We start from the raw sequence: 16,386 nt of genomic DNA on the forward strand, positions 1-16,386 counted from the left end.
CGTGCGCCCGGTCGTCCTCCGCACGCAGCGGCTCGTGCTCGACGAGCCGATGCCGTACGACGCGGAGGCGGTGGCCCGGTACTGCCAGGACCCGCTGTTCGAGCAGTACCTGACCACGCCGTGGCCCTACCGTCGCGCCGACGCCGAGGCGTTCCTCGGCGTGCACGTGCCCGAGTCCTGGGCGACGGGCGCCGAGCTCACGTGGGCGCTGCGGCTCGCGCACGGCAGCCAGCTCCTCGGCGTCATCAGCGTGCGGTCGGGCGAGCACGAGATCGGCTACTGGATCGGCGCGGAGCACCGCGGTGCCGGCTACATGAGCGAGGCGGCGATCGCCGTGGTCGAGTGGGCGCTCGGCGGCGGCATCCGTCACGCGACCACGCTGCGCTGGCGAGCGGTCGAGGGCAACGTGGCGTCGGCGAAGGTCGCCCGCGCGGCCGGCTTCCTCCGCGTGCAGCCCGAGGATCCCACCCTGCCGACCCGCGACGGCCAGGGACGCCTGCCGGCATGGCACGCCGTGCGCACGGCGCCGGCCGATCCCGCGGCGTTCGCGAGCTGGAACGACATCCTCGGCGAGGCCGCGTGACCGCCGGTGCGCCCGTCGTGCTGTTCGACCTCGACGACACGCTCATGGCCCATCGCGAGGCGGTCGCCGCCGGGATCGTGCGGTACATGCGCGAGCGCGCCTACGAGGGCGACGAGGAACTCGCCGCGCGGCGGTGGCACGAGCTCGAGGAGGAGCACTACCACGCCTACCTCGGCGGTGCGCTGAGCTTCGAGGGCCAGCGGCGGGCGCGGGCCGCGGCCTTCGCGCGCGAGTTCGGCGAGGAGCTCGACGACGTCGACGCGAGCGCGTGGTTCGCCGAGTACTTCGAGCGCTACCGCGACTCGTGGGCGCTGCACGACGACGTGATCCCGGCCTTCGAGGCCCTCGCGGCCGGCCTGCCGGGCGTGCGGTTCGGGATCGTCACGAACGGCGAGCTCGAGTTCCAGACGGCCAAGATCGTGCGGCTCGCGCTGCACGGCCGGGTCGAGCACGTCATCGCCTCAGGCGAACTCGGCGTCACGAAGCCCGACCGGGCCATCTTCGACGCGGCAGTCGATCGGTTCCGCACGGCCGGGGCCGTGTCGGGTGCCGCGTACATCGGCGACCGGCTCCGCACCGACGCCATCGGCGCCGCCCGCGCCGGGCTCATCGGCGTCTGGGTGAACCGCACGGGTGCGACGCCCGACGCGTCCGACGCCGCCGATGCGGAGGCTGCGGGCGTGCTCGAGGTGCCCGGACTCGACGAGCTGGCGCCCCTGCTCGTGCCGCGGCTCGCCGGCTGACGACGAGCTGGCGCCCGACGGCTGCGCCGCCCCCTTCCCGACGCGCCGACACGGAGAACGGGCCGGGCGCACCCCCATGCACCCGGCCCGTCATCCCACCGTACCTGCGGTGAGGCTCCACGACGATTCGACGTCGCCGTCGTCGTCGTCAGTCGTCGTCAGTCGACGTCAGTCGACGTCAGTCGACGTCGTCGTCCACCCAGTCGAGGGTCTTCGACACGGCCTTCTTCCAGTTGCGGTCGAGCCGCTCGCGCTCGCCCGATTCCATCGCGGGCTCCCATCGACGGTCCTCCTGCCAGTTGGCGCGGAGCTCGTCGAGGCCCGACCAGAACCCGACCGCGAGGCCCGCCGCGTACGCGGCGCCGAGCGCCGTCGTCTCGGCCACGACCGGCCGCACGACCGGCACGCCGAGGATGTCGGCCTGGAACTGCAGCAGGGTGTCGTTCGCGGTGGCGCCCCCGTCGACGCGCAGCTCCGAGAGGTCGATGCCCGCATCGGCGTTCACCGCCTCGACGACGTCGCGGGTCTGGAAGGCGATGGCCTCGAGGGCCGCCCGCGCGATGTGTCCCTTGTTCACGTAGCGCGTGATGCCCACGAGCGCGCCACGCGCGTCGGGCCGCCAGTACGGGGCGAACAGGCCCGAGAACGCCGGCACGAAGTACGCGCCGCCGTTGTCCTCGACGCCCTTCGCGAGGTCCTCGACCTCGGCGGCCGACGAGATGAGGCCGAGGTTGTCGCGCAGCCACTGGATCAGCGACCCGGTGACCGCGATCGAGCCCTCGAGCGCGTAGTGCACGGGCTGGTCGCCGAGCTTGTAGCCCACAGTGGTGAGCAGCCCGTTGCGCGAGTGCACGATCTCCTCGCCCGTGTTGAAGATGAGGAAGTTGCCGGTGCCGTAGGTGTTCTTCGCCTCGCCCGCGTCGAACGCCGCCTGGCCGAACGTTGCGGCCTGCTGGTCGCCGAGGATGCCGGCGATCGGCGTCTCGCGCAGCAGCGAGTGCTCGTTCGCGACGCCGTACACCTCCGACGACGACTTGATCTCGGGCAGCATCGAGCGCGGCACGCCGAACGCGGCGAGGATCTCGTCGTCCCACTGGAGGGTCTCGAGGTCCATGAACATCGTGCGGCTCGCGTTCGTGACATCCGTCGCGTGCACACCGCCGTCGACGCCGCCGGTGAGGTTCCACAGGACCCAGGTGTCGGTCGTGCCGAACAGCAGGTCGCCCGCCTCGGCCTTCTCGCGCGCGCCGGGCACGTTCTCGAGGATCCACACGATCTTGGTGCCCGAGAAGTACGTGGCGAGCGGCAGGCCGACCTTCTGCTTGAACCGCTCGACGCCGCCCTCGGCCGCGAGCCGGTCGACGATGGCCTGCGTGCGCGTGTCCTGCCAGACGATCGCGTTGTAGACCGGCTCGCCGGTCGTGCGGTCCCAGACCACGGCGGTCTCGCGCTGGTTCGTGATGCCCACGGCGGCGATGTCGTGCCGGGTCAGGTTGGCCTTGCCGAGGGCCTGGCCGATGACCTCCCCCGTGTTGCGCCAGATCTCGGCGGGGTCGTGCTCGACCCAGCCGGCCTTGGGGAAGATCTGCTCGTGCTCGAGCTGTCCGGTCGAGACGATCGATCCGGCCTTGTCGAAGATGATCGCGCGCGACGAGGTGGTGCCCTGGTCGATCGCGAGGACGTAGTCAGCCATCTGAGAACTCCGTTGCTGTCAGTGAATGGGTGATGCGGTTGGGGTGGGGTGGGCGGATGCCGCGGCTCAGCCGAGGAGCGGCAGGAGCGGGATCGCGACCCAGCCGGCGAGCAGCCCGCCGATGATCGGGCCGACGACGGGCACCCACGAGTAGGACCAGTCGCTGCCGCCCTTGCCCGTGATCGGGAGGATGGCGTGGGCGATGCGCGGGCCGAGGTCACGGGCCGGGTTGATCGCGTAGCCGGTCGGACCGCCGAGGGAGGCGCCGATGCCGACCACGAGGAGCGCCACGGGCAGCGCGCCGAGCGCGGCGAGGCCGGAGGCGTCGCCCTGGCGTCCGAAGCCGATCACGACGAAGACGAGCACGAAGGTGCCGATGATCTCGGTGACGAGGTTCCAGCCGTACGAGCGGATGGCTGGGCCGGTCGAGAACACGCCGAGCTTGTTGGCGGGCTCGGGCTCCGCGTCGAAGTGCTGCTTGTACGCGAGCCACGCGACGACGGCGCCGAGGAAGGCGCCGAGCAGCTGGGCGCCGATGTAGGTGAGCACCGAGACGACGTCCACCGGCACGCCCGTGCCGAAGGCGGGGTTGCCGAACTCGGTGGCGCCGTTCGCGACGAGACCGAGGGTGACCGCGGGGTTCAGGTGGGCGCCAGACGCGTACGCGACGATGACGCCGGCGAACACCGCGAGGCCCCAGCCGAAGTTCACCATGAGGAACCCGCCGTTGAGGCCCTTGTTCTTCGCGAGCGCGACGTTGGCGACGACGCCGCAGCCGAGCAGCACGAGCATGGCCGTGCCGACGAGTTCCGAGAGGAACACGATTCCGAGATTGTCCACGTTGACCTTCCTTGAGGAGTGCGGGCGCGCCGAACGGCGCGCCCGTGGCGTCCGAGGCGAGCGTGCTCGCCCCGGGATGATCACCGGGCGCCGATGGCTTGGATCAGCCGGTGGCCCCGATGAACGGTATCCCCCGAGACCCCCGCTGACGCGGGTTTCGGGGTGCACATCCGTGCAGATTCAGGCGGAGCGCGACGCCGCACGACGCGCTGCGCCGACGGCCGCGCGGCCCGCTACTCGACCAGCGAGGACTCGGCGATCGCGACCCCGTGGCGCTCGGCGAGCACCCATCGCGCCTCGCGGACCTCGGCGTCGCGCCGCTCGGCGTCCCACCCGAGCTCGGCCGCGGCGAGGTCCGCCAGCTCCTCGAGGAGGGGCGCGGTGAGCGTGCCGGTGAATGCGATGCTGGTGCGCCGCTGCACGAGGTCGAGCAGGTGCGCGACCCGCTCGGTGCGCACGAGCCAGCCGATCTCGCCGCGCGTGTACCCGGCGTGGTGCCGGAGGGCGGCGTCCTCGACGCCGTCCACGTCGTCGAGGAACGCAGCTGCGCGCGTGCCGTACCGGTCGAGCAGCACTTCGGCGCGCTCGCGGCCGACCTCGTCGGCGTGGGACACGACCCACACGCGGCGCGCGTCGTCGGAGGCCGGGAAGCCCGCGCCGCCGCCGATCGCGAGACCCGCGGTGGACCGGAGCCGCTCGCGGCGGAGGAGCCCGAGCACCTCGTCGGAGAGGTGCTCGGCCAAGGCGCGGAACGTCGTCCACTTGCCGCCGACGAGGCTGAGCAGCGTCGTGCCCGGCCGCTCGGCGACCTCGACCCGCTCGATGCGGTAGTCGCGGCTCACGAAGCCCGGCTGGGTGTCGTCGTGCCGCGGCAGCGGGCGGACCCCCGAGAAGCGGTAGACGATCTGCGAGCGGTCGACCAGGATGCCTGGGAAAACGTGCGCGATGAGCTCGAAGAAGTAGTCGACCTCCTCCTCGGTGCACACCGCGGGCTCCCGCATGTCGTGCTCGAGGTCGGTCGTGCCGACCATGACGCGGCCCTTCAGCGGGTAGATGAGCACGATGCGCCCGTCCTCGTGCTCGAAGAAGATCTCGCGTCCCCCGGTCGCCGCGAGCAGCTCGGGGTGGTCGAGCACGATGTGCGAGCCCTTCGTGCCGCCCATGTACGTCGTCGGCCGGCCGAGTCCCGCGTTCGTGAGGTCGGTCCAGGGTCCCGACGCGTTGACGACGACGTCGGCGGCGATCGCGAACTCCTCGCCGGTGAGGCCGTCGCGCACGCGCACGCCGTCGGCGCCGAGCCCGACGGCTGCGACGTGGTTCACCGCGCGGGCGTGCGGCCCGGCGGCGAGGCCGTCGAACAGCACGTCGAGTGCGAGGCGCTCGGGGTCGTGCATGCTCGCGTCGTAGTAGGTCGCGGTGTACTTCAGGTCGGGGTTCAGCGCCGGCAGGTCGGCGAGCGAGCGTCGACGGCCGTGGAACCGGTGCCGTGGGACCGAGCCGCCGTCGCGCGAGAACGCGTCGTAGATGGTGAGGCCGCTCTTGATGAGCACCGCCCCGCGCTCGGTCGGCTTGCCCTGCCGGTGCGTGAGGAACCGCAGCGGGGCCGAGAGGACGCCCGAGAAGGTCGAGAAGATCGGGACGGTCGTCTCGAGCGGCTTGACGTAGTGCGGCGCGAGGCGGATCAGCGCGTTGCGCTCCTGCACCGACTCCTGCACGAGCCGGAACTCGCCGTTCTCGAGGTAGCGGATGCCACCGTGGATCATGTGCGACGACGCCGACGACGCCCCCGACACGAAGTCGGCCTGCTCGACGAGCACGACGTCGACGCCCTGCAGGGCGAGGTCCCGGAAGGTGGCGAGGCCGTTGATGCCTCCACCGATGATGACGACATCGGCGGCGGGCCGTGCGCGCAGCGCGGCGACCTCGGGGCGCAGGCGCCCTGAGCGGTCGTGACGAGACGTGGTCGTGGGGTTCGCAGACATCGCTGTCCTCTTCTCGATGCGGTCGATTCTCGATGCGGGATCCGCGGCATCGCCGGGCTTGCGCTGGGCGGGGCCGGTGTGGATGAATACATCGTGAGCACGCTCGCACGCAGTTGCAAGCCGCGTGCACATATGTGCAAGGAGTCGCATGAACCTCGAGAACGACCAGCACGCACCCGAGACCGTCTCGGGCAAGACGCGCGACGCCCTTCGGGCCGCCCACCTGTACTACATGCAGGACCTCACGATGGACGCCATCGCGTCGGAGCTGCACACCTCGCGATCCTCGATCTCGCGCCTGTTGAGCCATGCCCGGGCCAGCGGCCTGGTCGAGATCTCCATCCACTCCCCGCTCGACCTCCCGAGCCGGATCGAGCACGAGATCCTCGAGCGGCACGAGGTGCGCGCGCACGTCGTCCCGGTGCCCGACCACGCGAGCGACGTCGACCGCCTCGACCGGGTGGCCCTGTCGGCTGCACGGATTCTCGGCCAGTACGTCGACTCGAACCAGATGATCGGCGTCGCGTGGGGATCGACGATGACGGCGATGAGCCGGCACCTCGTGCCGAAGGCGACGCACAACACCGAGATCGTGCAGCTGAACGGCGCCGGCAACCTGCGCACCACCGGCATCCTCTACGCGAGCGAGCTGCTGCGCCGGTTCGGCGACGCGTTCGGCGCGCGCGTGCAGCAGTTCCCCGTGCCGGCGTTCTTCGACGACCCGGACACGAAGCGCGCGTTCTGGCGCGAGCGCAGCACCCGCCGCCTCCTCGACCTGCAGGCGCGGCTCGACGTGGCGATCTTCGGCGTCGGCTCCCCGTTCGCCGAGGTGCCGAGCCACGTCTACCAGGGCGGCTACCTCGAGCGGTCCGATTACGAGGCGCTGAGCCGCGAGGGCGTGGTCGGCGACGTGGCGACGGTGTTCTACCGCACCGACGGCACGAGCGAGGGCATCGCCCTGAACGACCGTGCGACCGGACCCGACTTCGCGATCCTCCGTCGCGCGCCGCGACGCATCTGCGTCGTCTCCGGCCGGGCGAAGCTGCCGAGCCTGCGCGGTGCGCTCGCGGCGGGGCTCATCACCGATCTCATCGTCGACGAGGGCACCGCTCGCGCGCTCGTCGAGCCCTGAGCGTCGCCACGGGTCGGGGAATAGTCGGCGCGTCGGCGCGTTGACCTAGAATCGACACGAGAAACGTGCTCCGGGGTCGGTGCAAGTCCGAACCGGCGGTGAAAGTCCGCGAGCCGCGAGCGCGGGGTCGAGAGGCCTCGAGCGAGCGGTTGAACCGGTGGAATTCCGGTACCGACGGTGAAAGTCCGGATGGGAGGCGGCACGTGTCGGCTGCGCCATGCGTGGTCGACGACAGACGGCATCGCCGAGCATCCCCGGAGCCCGAGGAAGACGGGACCCAGATGACCACCGGTGAGCACACCATGGCGGATGCCTCCGCGATGCGCCGTGCGCTCGAGCTCGCCATGCGCGGCCCCGCCACCGGCGTGAACCCGCGCGTCGGCTGCGTGATCCTCTCCCCGCACGGCGAGGTGCTCGCCGAGGGATGGCACCGCGGCGCGGGCACCGCGCACGCCGAGGTCGACGCGCTCTCGAAGCTCGCGCCCGGCGCCGCCGAGGGCGCCACCGCCGTGGTGACGCTGGAGCCGTGCAACCACACGGGCCGCACGGGGCCCTGCGCCGAGGCGCTCGTCGACGCCGGCATCGCCCGCGTCGTGTACGCCGTCGCCGATCCCGGTGACCACTCGGCCGGCGGGGCCGACCGACTGCGCACCGCCGGCGTCGAGGTCACCGCCGGGGTGCTGGCCGACGAGGCCGAGGCCGTGATCGACGACTGGCTCTTCGCCGTTCGGCACCGCCGTCCGCACGTGACCGTGAAGTGGGCGTCGACGCTCGACGGCCGCGCGGCGGCTGCCGACGGCACGAGCCAGTGGATCACGGGTCCCGCGGCCCGCGCCGACGTGCACCGCCGCCGCGCGGCGGCCGACGCCATCGCCGTCGGCACCGGCACCGTCTTCGCCGACGATCCCGCGCTCACCGCGCGGACGCCCGGCGGCGAGTTCTTCGACGCCCAGCCGGTGCCCGTGGTGTTCGGGCGACGCCCCGTGCCCGCCGAGGCGGCCGTGTCGCGGCATCCGCACGCACCCATGTTCCTCGAGGGCGCCGACCTGGCCGCCGACCTCCACGAACTGCAGCGCCGGGGCATCCGCTCGCTCTTCGTCGAGGGCGGGCCGACCCTCGCGAGCGCATTCCTCGCGGCCGGCCTCGTCGACGAGGTGCTCGTCTACCTCGCGCCCGCCCTGCTCGGCGGACCCCGACTCGCGCTCGGCGACCTCGGCGTGGCGACCATCGCCGACGCCGTCCGCCTCGAACTCGCCGCCGTCGAGCGGCTCGGCGACGACCTCCTGGTCATCGCCCACCCCAGACCGACCGAAGGGAACTGACATGTTCACCGGAATCATCGAGGAGCTCGGCACCGTCACGCGCGTCGAGCGCGGCGCCGACGCGGCGCGCCTCACCGTGCGCGGACCCCTCGCCGTGCAGGGCGTGAAGCACGGCGACTCGATCGCCGTCTCGGGCGTGTGCCTCACGGTCGTCGACTTCGACGACGCGTCGTTCACCGCCGACGTCATGGCGCAGACGCTCGCGATGTCCACCCTCGACGGCGTGCGCGAGGGCCTCGGCGTCAACCTCGAGCGTGCCGCCCAGGTGGGCGACCGCCTCGGCGGCCACATCGTGCAGGGCCACATCGACGGCACCGCCCGCGTGCTCGAGGTGCGCCCGGGCGAGGCCTGGCGCGTCATCCGCTTCTCGCTCGACGACGCCCACGCGCCGCTCGTGGTCGACAAGGGCTCGATCGCGGTCGACGGCGTCTCGCTCACGGTCAGCGCGCTCGGCGACGAGCCGTCGGGCTCGTGGTTCGAGGTGTCCCTCATCCCCGAGACGCTCGCCGCCACGACGCTCGGCGCACGCGAGGTGGGCGACCTCGTCAACATCGAGACCGACATCCTCGCCCGCCACGTCGAGCGGATGCTGCGCTTCGACGTGCACCGTTCGCTGCCGTCGTCGCTCGCCGCCGAGCCGGCCGTCGCCGGGGCGGGAGGTCTCGCATGAGCCTGGCCACGATCCCCGAGGTGCTCGAGGCGCTGCGCGCCGGCAAGCCCGTCATCGTCGCCGACGACGAGGCCCGCGAGAACGAGGGCGACGCCATCATGGCGGCCGAGTTCGCGACCCAGGAGTGGATCGCGTGGATGGTGCGCCACACGAGCGGCTTCCTCTGCGCGCCCATGACGAACGCGATCGCCGACAAGCTCGAGCTCCCGCTCATGACCGAGCGCAACCAGGACGTGCGCGGCACGGCGTACACGATCTCGGTCGACGCGGCCGACCGCACGTCGACGGGCATCAGCGCCGCCGACCGCGCGCACACGCTGCGGGTGCTCGCCGACCCGGCGTCGACGCCCGACCGCCTCATCCGCCCCGGCCACATCCTGCCGCTGCGCGCCGTCGACGGCGGCGTGCGCGAGCGCGCGGGGCACACCGAGGCGGCCGTCGACCTCATGCTGCTCGCGGGCCTCTCCCCCGTCGGCGTCATCGGCGAGATCGTCGCCGACGACGGCGAGATGATGCGCCTGCCCGGGCTCATCGAGCTCGGCGCCCGCGACGGCCTGCCGGTCACGACCGTCGAGGCGCTCGTCGAGTGGATGGACGAGTGGCACACGGGCCAGGCCCTCACGGGGGCGCCCGCCGTGGTGCCCGAATCGTCGCGCGTCGAGTTCGAGGTGGAGACCTCGCTGCCGACCGATCACGGCGTCTTCACCGTGCGCGCCTACCGCGACCGCTCGACGGGCGCCGACCACGTCGCGATCATCGCCGGCGATCCCGCGAACGACGCCGCAGGGGCCGTGGTGCGCGTGCACTCGGAGTGCCTGACCGGCGAGGCGTTCGGTTCGCTGAAGTGCGAGTGCGGGCCGCAGCTCGACACGGCGCTCAGCGAGATCCAGGAGCGCGGCGGCGTGGTGGTCTACCTGCGCGGGCACGAGGGCCGGGGCATCGGGCTCATCAACAAGCTCCGCGCCTACCGGCTGCAGGAGGACGGCCTCGACACGCTCGACGCGAACCTCGCGCTCGGCCTCCCCATCGACGCCCGCGACTACGGCGCCGCCACCGCGATCCTCGCCGACCTCGGCATCGACACCGTGCGCCTGCTCACGAACAACCCCGAGAAGGTGCGCCAGCTCGAGTCCCACGGCATCCGGGTGGCCGAGCGCCTCCCCCTCGTGGTCGGCGTCGGCGCCGTCAACACCGGTTACCTCGACACCAAGCGTCGCCGCATGGGCCACGCGATCGACGACCAGCAGCTGACGGATGCCGCGGCTGAGGCCCTCCTGGAAGGACACGCATCATGAGCGGTCACGGCTCTCCCACCCTCGACGTCGACGGCACCGGCCTCAAGGTCGTGGTCGTCGCCGGCAGCTGGCACGACGAGATCAGCGACGGCCTGATCGCCGGCGCGACGCGCACGCTCGAGGCATCCGGAGCATCGTACGAGCTGGTGCGCGTGCCCGGCAGCTTCGAGCTGCCCGTCGTGGCGAAGGCCGCGCTCGAGGCGGGCGCCGACGCGGTGGTGGCGCTCGGCGTCATCATCCGCGGCGGCACGCCGCACTTCGAGTACGTCTCGTCGGCCGCGACCGACGGGCTCACGCGCGTCGCCATCGACACGGGCAAGCCGGTCGGGTTCGGCGTGCTGACGCTCGACGACGAGCAGCAGGGCCTCGACCGCGCCGGGCTCCCCGGCTCGAAGGAGGACAAGGGTCGCGAGGCCGCGGAGGCGGCGATCGCGACCGCCCGGGTGCTGCGCGCCGTCTGGGCCTGAGCCGCGGCTCCGACCTTCGATTGATTCCGGCCCGGACGGGCCGATTCCGGTCGTGCGGACGGGCGCCCGAGTCCTAGGCTCGGGGTATGGACGTCCTGCGCATCATCCTGCTCATCCTCCACTTCGTCGGCCTCGCGATGCTGTTCGGCGGGTTCCTGGTGCAACAGAAGGCGATCGCGCAGGGCAAGGGCACTGTGCTGCCCATCATGTGGCGCGGCGCGCTCACGCAGATCGTGACCGGCCTGCTGCTCGTGGCGACGATCGAGATCGGCGACCTGTTCGAGATCAACAACATCAAGATCGGCGTCAAGCTCCTCGTCGCGATCATCATCACGGTGCTCGTCTTCGTGTACCGCAAGAAGGACCCGGCGCCGAGCTGGGCGCTCTGGACGGTCGGAGCGCTCACGTTCGCGAACATCGTCATCGCCGTCGCCTGGCGCTGACCCGCCGTTCACCGCACCGACCACACCGCTCGTCGCATCCGGTTCGACCTCCCGGATGCGGCGGGCGTACTGTTGTCCGGTTGCCACAAGCGACGATTCCCAGCCCTTCGCGGCCCGCATACGCCTGACCGACGTGCCCGTCGTGGAGTCGATCCACCAGTTCCACGGAGTCTCGCAGGCGATGTCCTCATCCAGTTCGGCGGCCGCCACGGCCGCAGCCACCACCCCAGCCAATCCCCGTAGTCGCGTCATCCTCGCCAGCCTCATCGGCACGACGATCGAGTTCTACGACTTCTACGTCTACGCGACGGCGGCGGTGCTGGTCTTCCCCCACCTCTTCTTCCCAACGGGCGATCCCACGACCGCCCTGCTCTCGTCGTTCGCCGTCTTCGGCGCGGCCATGGTCGCCCGACCGCTCGGCGCGATCGTCTTCGGCCACCTCGGCGACAAGCACGGCCGCAAGGCGACCCTCGTCGGCGCGCTGCTCACGATGGGCATCGCGACCTTCCTCATCGGCGTGCTGCCGACCTACGCGGCCGTCGGCTGGCTCGCGCCGCTCCTGCTCGTGGTCCTCCGCATCGCGCAGGGCTTCGCGCTCGGCGGAGAGTGGTCGGGTGCCGCGCTCGTCGCGACCGAGAACGCCCCCGAGGGCAAGCGCGCCTGGTACGGCACGTTCCCGCAGCTCGGTGCGCCGATCGGCTTCATCATCGCGAACGGCCTCTTCCTCGTCATCGCGGCGATCCTCCCGTCCGACGACCCGTCGATGCCGTCGCAGGCCTTCCTCGACTGGGGCTGGCGCATCCCGTTCCTCTTCTCGATCGTCATGGTGGCCGTCGGCCTCTGGGTGCGGCTCCGCCTCGTGGAGTCCGCGGCGTTCTCGAAGGCGTCGAAGACGGGCAAGCTCAAGCGGCTCCCGCTCGTGAGCGTGTTCCGCAGCTACTGGAAGCAGCTCATCCTCGGCACGTTCTTCATGCTGGCCACGTACGTGCTCTTCTACCTGATGACCACGTTCTCGCTGGCGTACGGTCGTGCCCCGGTCGAGCCGGCCGAGGGCGCGCTGCCCGGCCTCGGCTACTCGTACAACACGTTCGTGCTCATGCTCATCGGCGGCGTGCTGTTCTTCGGCGTCTTCACGCTCGTCTCGGGCCCGTGGGCCGACCGCTGGGGCCGCCGCCGCACGCTCATCTGGGTCACGCTCGGCATCATCGTGTTCGGCCTGCTCTGGGTGCCGCTGCTCGGCGCCGGCTTCTGGGGCGTCATGCTCTGGCTCGTCGTGGGCTTCTCGCTCATGGGCCTGACGTTCGGCCCCATGGGGGCGCTGCTGCCCGAGCTCTTCCCGACCAACGTGCGCTACACCGGGTCGGGCATCTCGTACAACGTGTCGTCGATCCTGGGCGCCGCGGTGGCGCCGTTCATCGCGGTCGCGCTCTGGCAGGCCGGCGCCGGCAGCCCCTTCTGGGTGGGCGTCTACCTCTCGGTCATGGCGGTGCTCACGCTCATCGCCCTGCTCGTCTCCAAGGAGACGAAGGACGTCGACTTCGAGGCCGCGGGCGACGCCGAGAGCCGGCTCGCCGAGGCGCAGGCGGAGGCCGCGTCGCTCTAGCGGTGCCATGCAACGACGGGCGGATGCCGCAGCACTCGAGGCTGCGGCATCCGCCCTGTTTCGTGCTCGTGAACCCTGGGACTGGACCCTTCTCGGCGCCCGGGGCCGGGCGTAGCATGTGACCGAACAGGGCCGCCGAGGACGTCCAGCCGGCACCGCCGGCGCTCGGGGACCCGGAACGCGAGCCGCAGATGATGAACTCGACGATGGACATGATGAAGGGCGCCATGTCGTCGTCGGACATGCCCATGAAGGACATGGACCCGATGATGATGCAGGAGGCCATCGAAGCCCTCACCGCGTGTACCCAGGCGTGCATCATGTGCGCCGACTCGGACGCGGGCGAGGGCATGGGCCGGTGCGCCGGGCTCTGCGCGAACTGCGCGGACGTCTGCGACACCATGACGCGCATGCTGCTCCGCATGAACGGCATGGACCCCCAGGTCATGATGTCGATGATGCAGACGACGATCGTGATGTGCCGCGCCTGCTCCGCGGAGTGCATGATGCACGCCGAGATGAGCGAGCACTGCCGCATGTGCGCGATGGCGTGCGACCAGGCCGTGATGGCCATGGAGAAGATGATGAGCGCCATGAGCGAGGCGATGCCGATGGCGTGAGTCCGGAGCAGGTTCCGGGGCGCGTCAGGTCTGCGACGACGCGCCCTGCATCATGCGGTCGGCAGGGGCAGGCGAACGCGATGGATCAGGCGAAGGCGACGCTGTGGCGCTCGTCGCCGCGGGCGAGCACGCCGTAGACGCCGTGCAGCGCCACCGGCTCGCCGACGACCAGCGTGCCGCCGAACGCGTCGTGGTGCCAGACGCGGCGCAGCCCGTCGCCGCCGAGGTCGGCGAGCGTCGCGAAGCCCTGGTCGTCGACGTCGACCACGATCGCGTCGATCCACTTGCTCGCCGTCGTCGTCGCGAGGCGATCCTGCATGACGTGCAGGCCGTGCCCCGGACGGTGGCTCCGGCACTCCGCCGCCGACTCGCAGCCGCGCATGCCCATGACCGCGCCCGTGCGGGGCTCGGTGGCGGCGTGCGGCTCGCGATGCGACATGAGTGCTCCTCGGTTGTTCGTTCCGGCCACGATACGCGCGGGCGGATCGGATGTCGCGGCGGGCCGTCACACGCGGAAACACTGGCGCCCGCGACCGCCGGCCCGGTTCGTGGGCGACCGGGGCGAGCGGCCCGAGGGGCTCGTCGCCCGGCCCCGGAGGAGGGATGGCCGCGCGACAGGCGCCGGGCTAGCGTGGGCCCATGTTCATCCACATGTCGATCCACCACCCGAACCCGGGCTACGAGCAGGAGGTGCTCGACTCGATGAACCGCGTACGCCTCGCCGCGCTTGGCACGCCCGGGCTGATCCAGATCGGGCCGTGGCGCGAGGAGGCGGGCGGTCGGGTCATCGGCATCGCCATGTGGGAGTCGCGTGCGCACTGGGAGGCCGCGCTGCCGGCGCTGTTCGCCGCGGCCGCCGACGACGACCCCGAGGGCCGCTGGCATGCGACGCCGCCCGAACGGATCCTGCTCGACGACGCCTGGGCGCTGCCGCCTGACGACCTCGTGGACTGAGGATCGCCGGAGGTCGCGGTGGATGCGCCGATGCGCGTGATGCAGACGTTCGGGGAACCGCGGCCGACCACGAATCCCTACCTCGTCATGCTCCGCGACGCGCTGGTCGCCGAGCCGTCCGTCGAGCACGTGCCGTTCTCCTGGCGCGAGGGGCTCGTCGGGCGCTACGACGTCCTGCACGTGCACTGGCCCGACGCGCTGCTCGCCGGACGCAGCCGGTGGACGCGCGCGGGCAAGCGAGCCGCCCTCGCCGCGCTCGCCGTTCGCGCCCGCGCAGGACGGATCGCGGTCGTGCGCACCGTGCACAACGTCACGCCGCCGCGCGGCCCGGCCGTCGATCGCGCCCTCGACCGGTCGCTCGACCGGTCGACGGACGTGCGCATCCGCATCTCCGCGCAGACGCCCGAGGCGCCCGGCATCCCATCGGTGCTCATCCCCCACGGGCACTACCGCGCCTGGTTCGAGCGGATGCCGCGGAGCGACGTCGTGCCCGGGCGGCTCGGGTACGTCGGCCTGATCAAGCCGTACAAGGGCGTCGAGCGGCTCGTCGAGGCGTATGCCGCGGCATCCGTCGCAGGACCGGACCCGGGCACGCCGGCGCTCACGCTGCGGATCGCCGGCGAGCCGACCGATGACGTGGTCGCACGGGACCTCCGTGAGGCGGCCGCGCGGCTCGACGGCCTGGCGGTCGCGCTGCGGTACGTCGACGATGCCGAGTTCGTCGAGGTCGTCACGGCGAGCGAGCTCGTCGTGCTGCCGTACCGGCACCTGCACAACTCGGGGGCCGCCCTGGCGGCCCTCTCGCTCGATCGGCCGGTGCTCGTGCCCGACAACGACGTCTCCCGGGCCCTCAGCGCGGAGGTCGGTCACGGTTGGGTGCATCGGTTCGACGGCGAGCTCACCGCGGCCGAGCTGCTCGAGGCGATGCGAGCGGTGCATGACGACCCGCCGTCGGGCGCGCCCGACCTGCACGCCCGCGAGTGGGACGGCGTGGGGGCGGTCCACGCCGCCGCCTACCGGCTCGCGATGGACCGACGGGCGCGGCGCCGCGGCATCCGCCCTGCCCCGGAACCGGTGGAGCAGCCGCTCCCCCGCGAGCTCGTGGTCGCCATCCCCACGTTCCACCGCGCCGAGGCGCTGCGTCGTGCGCTCGCGGGAGTTCGTGCGCAGGTCGATGCGGAGAACGCCCGGGCCGACGCGCCGTTGCGCTGCTCGATCCTCGTCGTCGACAACGACCCGGCCGGGTCGGGCGAGGCCGTCGCTCGCGAGCAGGGCGCGGCCTACGTCGTGGAGCCGCGGCCCGGGATCGCGGCCGTGCGCAATCGCGCGCTGGCCGAGTGCGACGGAACGGGTGCGCTGCTCTTCCTCGACGACGACGAGGTGCCCGAGCCCGGGTGGCTGCGCACGATGGTGGACGCGTTCACGGGCATGCGACCGACGGCGGTCGCCGGGCGCGTGGTCACGCGCTTCCCCGATCCGGTGCATCCCTGGGTCGGCGCGAGCGGCGCGTTCATCCGCCCGGTGCGCCGGGACGGCCAGGCGCTGCGCGAGGCCGCGACGAACAACCTGCTGCTCGACGTTCCGGCCGTGCGGCGACTCGGGCTCTCGTTCGACGAGCGGTTCGGGCTCACCGGCGGGAGCGACAGCATGTTCACGCTCCAGCTCACCCGGCGCGGCGGGACCATCCGCTGGGCGCAGGACGCCGTCGTGACCGAGCAGGAGGAGCCCGAGCGGTTCACCCGTCGGTGGGTGCTCGCGCGCACGTTCCGGTTCGGCAACACCTCGGCGCGCGTGCGCATCGCCCTCGCCCCCACTCGGGCAGGCAGGCTCGTAGAACGACTCCGCGCGATCGGACGCGGCACCACGCGCGTGCTCGGCGGCGGGGCCCGGCTGGTCTGGGGCACGCTCGCGGGCTCGCTCGTGCACCGCGCACGCGGTGCCCGCACGGTGAGCCGTGGGCTCGGCATGCTGGCGGGCGCGGTCGGCTACGCGCACGACGAGTACGGGCGGCGACGCGCCGCAGGCGCGTGAGCGCTCGG

The 16,386-nt window shown here is 72.2% G+C and carries 16 protein-coding genes and 1 riboswitch; of the genes, 12 read left to right on the forward strand and 4 right to left on the reverse strand.

Going from position 1 to position 16,386, the window contains the following annotated elements:
• Window position 1: 1 nt before the first annotated feature.
• Entirely contained in the window at window positions 2-583 is a 582-nt protein-coding gene (locus tag ACWGO8_RS02080; protein WP_452041482.1) for a GNAT family N-acetyltransferase, read from the forward strand.
• A complete protein-coding gene (locus tag ACWGO8_RS02085; protein ID WP_452041483.1) occupies window positions 580-1,326 on the forward strand; it encodes an HAD family hydrolase in 747 nt (248 codons plus the stop codon). Before ACWGO8_RS02080 ends, ACWGO8_RS02085 begins: the two co-directional genes overlap by 4 nt.
• Window positions 1,327-1,504: 178 nt before the next feature.
• Here ACWGO8_RS02085 and glpK read toward each other — a convergent pair whose 3' ends face one another.
• The 3 genes from glpK to ACWGO8_RS02100 form a co-directional block, all read right to left on the reverse strand.
• Entirely contained in the window at window positions 1,505-3,019 is a 1,515-nt protein-coding gene (glpK, locus tag ACWGO8_RS02090; RefSeq protein WP_452041484.1) for a glycerol kinase GlpK, read from the reverse strand.
• Window positions 3,020-3,085: 66 nt separating this feature from the next.
• Window positions 3,086-3,859, reverse strand: a complete 774-nt coding sequence (locus tag ACWGO8_RS02095; RefSeq protein ID WP_452041485.1) for an MIP/aquaporin family protein — start codon at window positions 3,857-3,859, stop codon at window positions 3,086-3,088.
• A gap of 233 nt (window positions 3,860-4,092) precedes the next feature.
• On the reverse strand, window positions 4,093-5,841 hold the full coding sequence (locus ACWGO8_RS02100; RefSeq protein ID WP_452041486.1) for a glycerol-3-phosphate dehydrogenase/oxidase: 1,749 nt from the start codon (window positions 5,839-5,841) through the stop codon (window positions 4,093-4,095).
• 148 nt (window positions 5,842-5,989) lie between these two features.
• Here ACWGO8_RS02100 and ACWGO8_RS02105 point away from each other — a divergent pair, with 148 nt between their 5' ends.
• The 8 genes from ACWGO8_RS02105 (at window position 5,990) to ACWGO8_RS02140 (ending at window position 13,393) form a co-directional block, all read left to right on the forward strand.
• Window positions 5,990-6,973, forward strand: coding sequence for a sugar-binding transcriptional regulator (locus tag ACWGO8_RS02105; protein WP_452041487.1), 984 nt, complete (start codon window positions 5,990-5,992; stop codon window positions 6,971-6,973).
• 61 nt (window positions 6,974-7,034) lie between these two features.
• A riboswitch (FMN riboswitch) is annotated at window positions 7,035-7,180 on the forward strand.
• Window positions 7,181-7,254: 74 nt separating this feature from the next.
• The gene (ribD, locus tag ACWGO8_RS02110; protein ID WP_452041488.1) at window positions 7,255-8,295 is read left to right on the forward strand and encodes a bifunctional diaminohydroxyphosphoribosylaminopyrimidine deaminase/5-amino-6-(5-phosphoribosylamino)uracil reductase RibD; all 1,041 of its coding nucleotides are present in this window, start codon (window positions 7,255-7,257) and stop codon (window positions 8,293-8,295) included.
• Between the two features lies 1 nt (window position 8,296).
• Complete coding sequence (locus ACWGO8_RS02115; RefSeq protein ID WP_452041489.1) at window positions 8,297-8,965, forward strand: riboflavin synthase; 669 nt, start codon at window positions 8,297-8,299, stop codon at window positions 8,963-8,965.
• Complete coding sequence (gene ribA, locus ACWGO8_RS02120) at window positions 8,962-10,260, forward strand: GTP cyclohydrolase II (protein WP_452041490.1); 1,299 nt, start codon at window positions 8,962-8,964, stop codon at window positions 10,258-10,260. Before ACWGO8_RS02115 ends, ribA begins: the two co-directional genes overlap by 4 nt.
• Window positions 10,257-10,727, forward strand: coding sequence for a 6,7-dimethyl-8-ribityllumazine synthase (gene ribH, locus ACWGO8_RS02125; RefSeq protein WP_452041491.1), 471 nt, complete (start codon window positions 10,257-10,259; stop codon window positions 10,725-10,727). The genes ribA and ribH overlap by 4 nt, the downstream gene beginning before the upstream one ends.
• A gap of 86 nt (window positions 10,728-10,813) precedes the next feature.
• Window positions 10,814-11,170 carry a hypothetical protein gene (locus ACWGO8_RS02130; RefSeq protein ID WP_452041492.1) on the forward strand — a complete coding sequence of 119 codons (357 nt, stop codon included), beginning with the start codon at window positions 10,814-10,816 and terminating at the stop codon, window positions 11,168-11,170.
• Window positions 11,171-11,351: 181 nt separating this feature from the next.
• Complete coding sequence (locus ACWGO8_RS02135; protein ID WP_452041493.1) at window positions 11,352-12,773, forward strand: MFS transporter; 1,422 nt, start codon at window positions 11,352-11,354, stop codon at window positions 12,771-12,773.
• Between the two features lie 194 nt (window positions 12,774-12,967).
• Entirely contained in the window at window positions 12,968-13,393 is a 426-nt protein-coding gene (locus tag ACWGO8_RS02140; RefSeq protein ID WP_452041494.1) for a hypothetical protein, read from the forward strand.
• An 85-nt stretch (window positions 13,394-13,478) separates the two neighbouring features.
• Here the strand turns inward: ACWGO8_RS02140 and ACWGO8_RS02145 are convergent, their stop codons facing one another.
• Window positions 13,479-13,832: a hypothetical protein gene (locus ACWGO8_RS02145; RefSeq protein WP_452041495.1), complete on the reverse strand. Its 354-nt coding sequence runs from the start codon at window positions 13,830-13,832 to the stop codon at window positions 13,479-13,481.
• Window positions 13,833-14,032: 200 nt separating this feature from the next.
• Between ACWGO8_RS02145 and ACWGO8_RS02150 the strand changes: the two genes are divergently transcribed.
• On the forward strand, window positions 14,033-14,347 hold the full coding sequence (locus ACWGO8_RS02150) for a hypothetical protein (RefSeq protein ID WP_452041496.1): 315 nt from the start codon (window positions 14,033-14,035) through the stop codon (window positions 14,345-14,347).
• Between the two features lie 30 nt (window positions 14,348-14,377).
• Window positions 14,378-16,378: a glycosyltransferase gene (locus ACWGO8_RS02155; protein WP_452041497.1), complete on the forward strand. Its 2,001-nt coding sequence runs from the start codon at window positions 14,378-14,380 to the stop codon at window positions 16,376-16,378.
• Window positions 16,379-16,386: the final 8 nt, after the last annotated feature.

It is taken from the genome of Agromyces sp. NPDC055661, from assembly GCF_053618135.1.

What these genes read in the sequence shown, in the direction of transcription:
- ribD (WP_452041488.1), top strand. Translation starts at nt 7,255, where the DNA reads ATGACCACCGGTGAGCACACCATGGCGGATGCCTCCGCGATGCGCCGT.
- ACWGO8_RS02140 (WP_452041494.1), top strand. Translation starts at nt 12,968, where the DNA reads ATGAACTCGACGATGGACATGATGAAGGGCGCCATGTCGTCGTCGGAC.
- ACWGO8_RS02135 (WP_452041493.1), top strand. Translation starts at nt 11,352, where the DNA reads ATGTCCTCATCCAGTTCGGCGGCCGCCACGGCCGCAGCCACCACCCCA.
- ACWGO8_RS02130 (WP_452041492.1), top strand. Translation starts at nt 10,814, where the DNA reads ATGGACGTCCTGCGCATCATCCTGCTCATCCTCCACTTCGTCGGCCTC.
- ACWGO8_RS02150 (WP_452041496.1), top strand. Translation starts at nt 14,033, where the DNA reads ATGTTCATCCACATGTCGATCCACCACCCGAACCCGGGCTACGAGCAG.
- ribH (WP_452041491.1), top strand. Translation starts at nt 10,257, where the DNA reads ATGAGCGGTCACGGCTCTCCCACCCTCGACGTCGACGGCACCGGCCTC.
- ACWGO8_RS02145 (WP_452041495.1), bottom strand. Translation starts at nt 13,832, where the DNA reads ATGTCGCATCGCGAGCCGCACGCCGCCACCGAGCCCCGCACGGGCGCG.
- glpK (WP_452041484.1), bottom strand. Translation starts at nt 3,019, where the DNA reads ATGGCTGACTACGTCCTCGCGATCGACCAGGGCACCACCTCGTCGCGC.
- ACWGO8_RS02100 (WP_452041486.1), bottom strand. Translation starts at nt 5,841, where the DNA reads ATGTCTGCGAACCCCACGACCACGTCTCGTCACGACCGCTCAGGGCGC.
- ACWGO8_RS02115 (WP_452041489.1), top strand. Translation starts at nt 8,297, where the DNA reads ATGTTCACCGGAATCATCGAGGAGCTCGGCACCGTCACGCGCGTCGAG.
- ribA (WP_452041490.1), top strand. Translation starts at nt 8,962, where the DNA reads ATGAGCCTGGCCACGATCCCCGAGGTGCTCGAGGCGCTGCGCGCCGGC.
- ACWGO8_RS02155 (WP_452041497.1), top strand. Translation starts at nt 14,378, where the DNA reads ATGCGCGTGATGCAGACGTTCGGGGAACCGCGGCCGACCACGAATCCC.
- ACWGO8_RS02105 (WP_452041487.1), top strand. Translation starts at nt 5,990, where the DNA reads ATGAACCTCGAGAACGACCAGCACGCACCCGAGACCGTCTCGGGCAAG.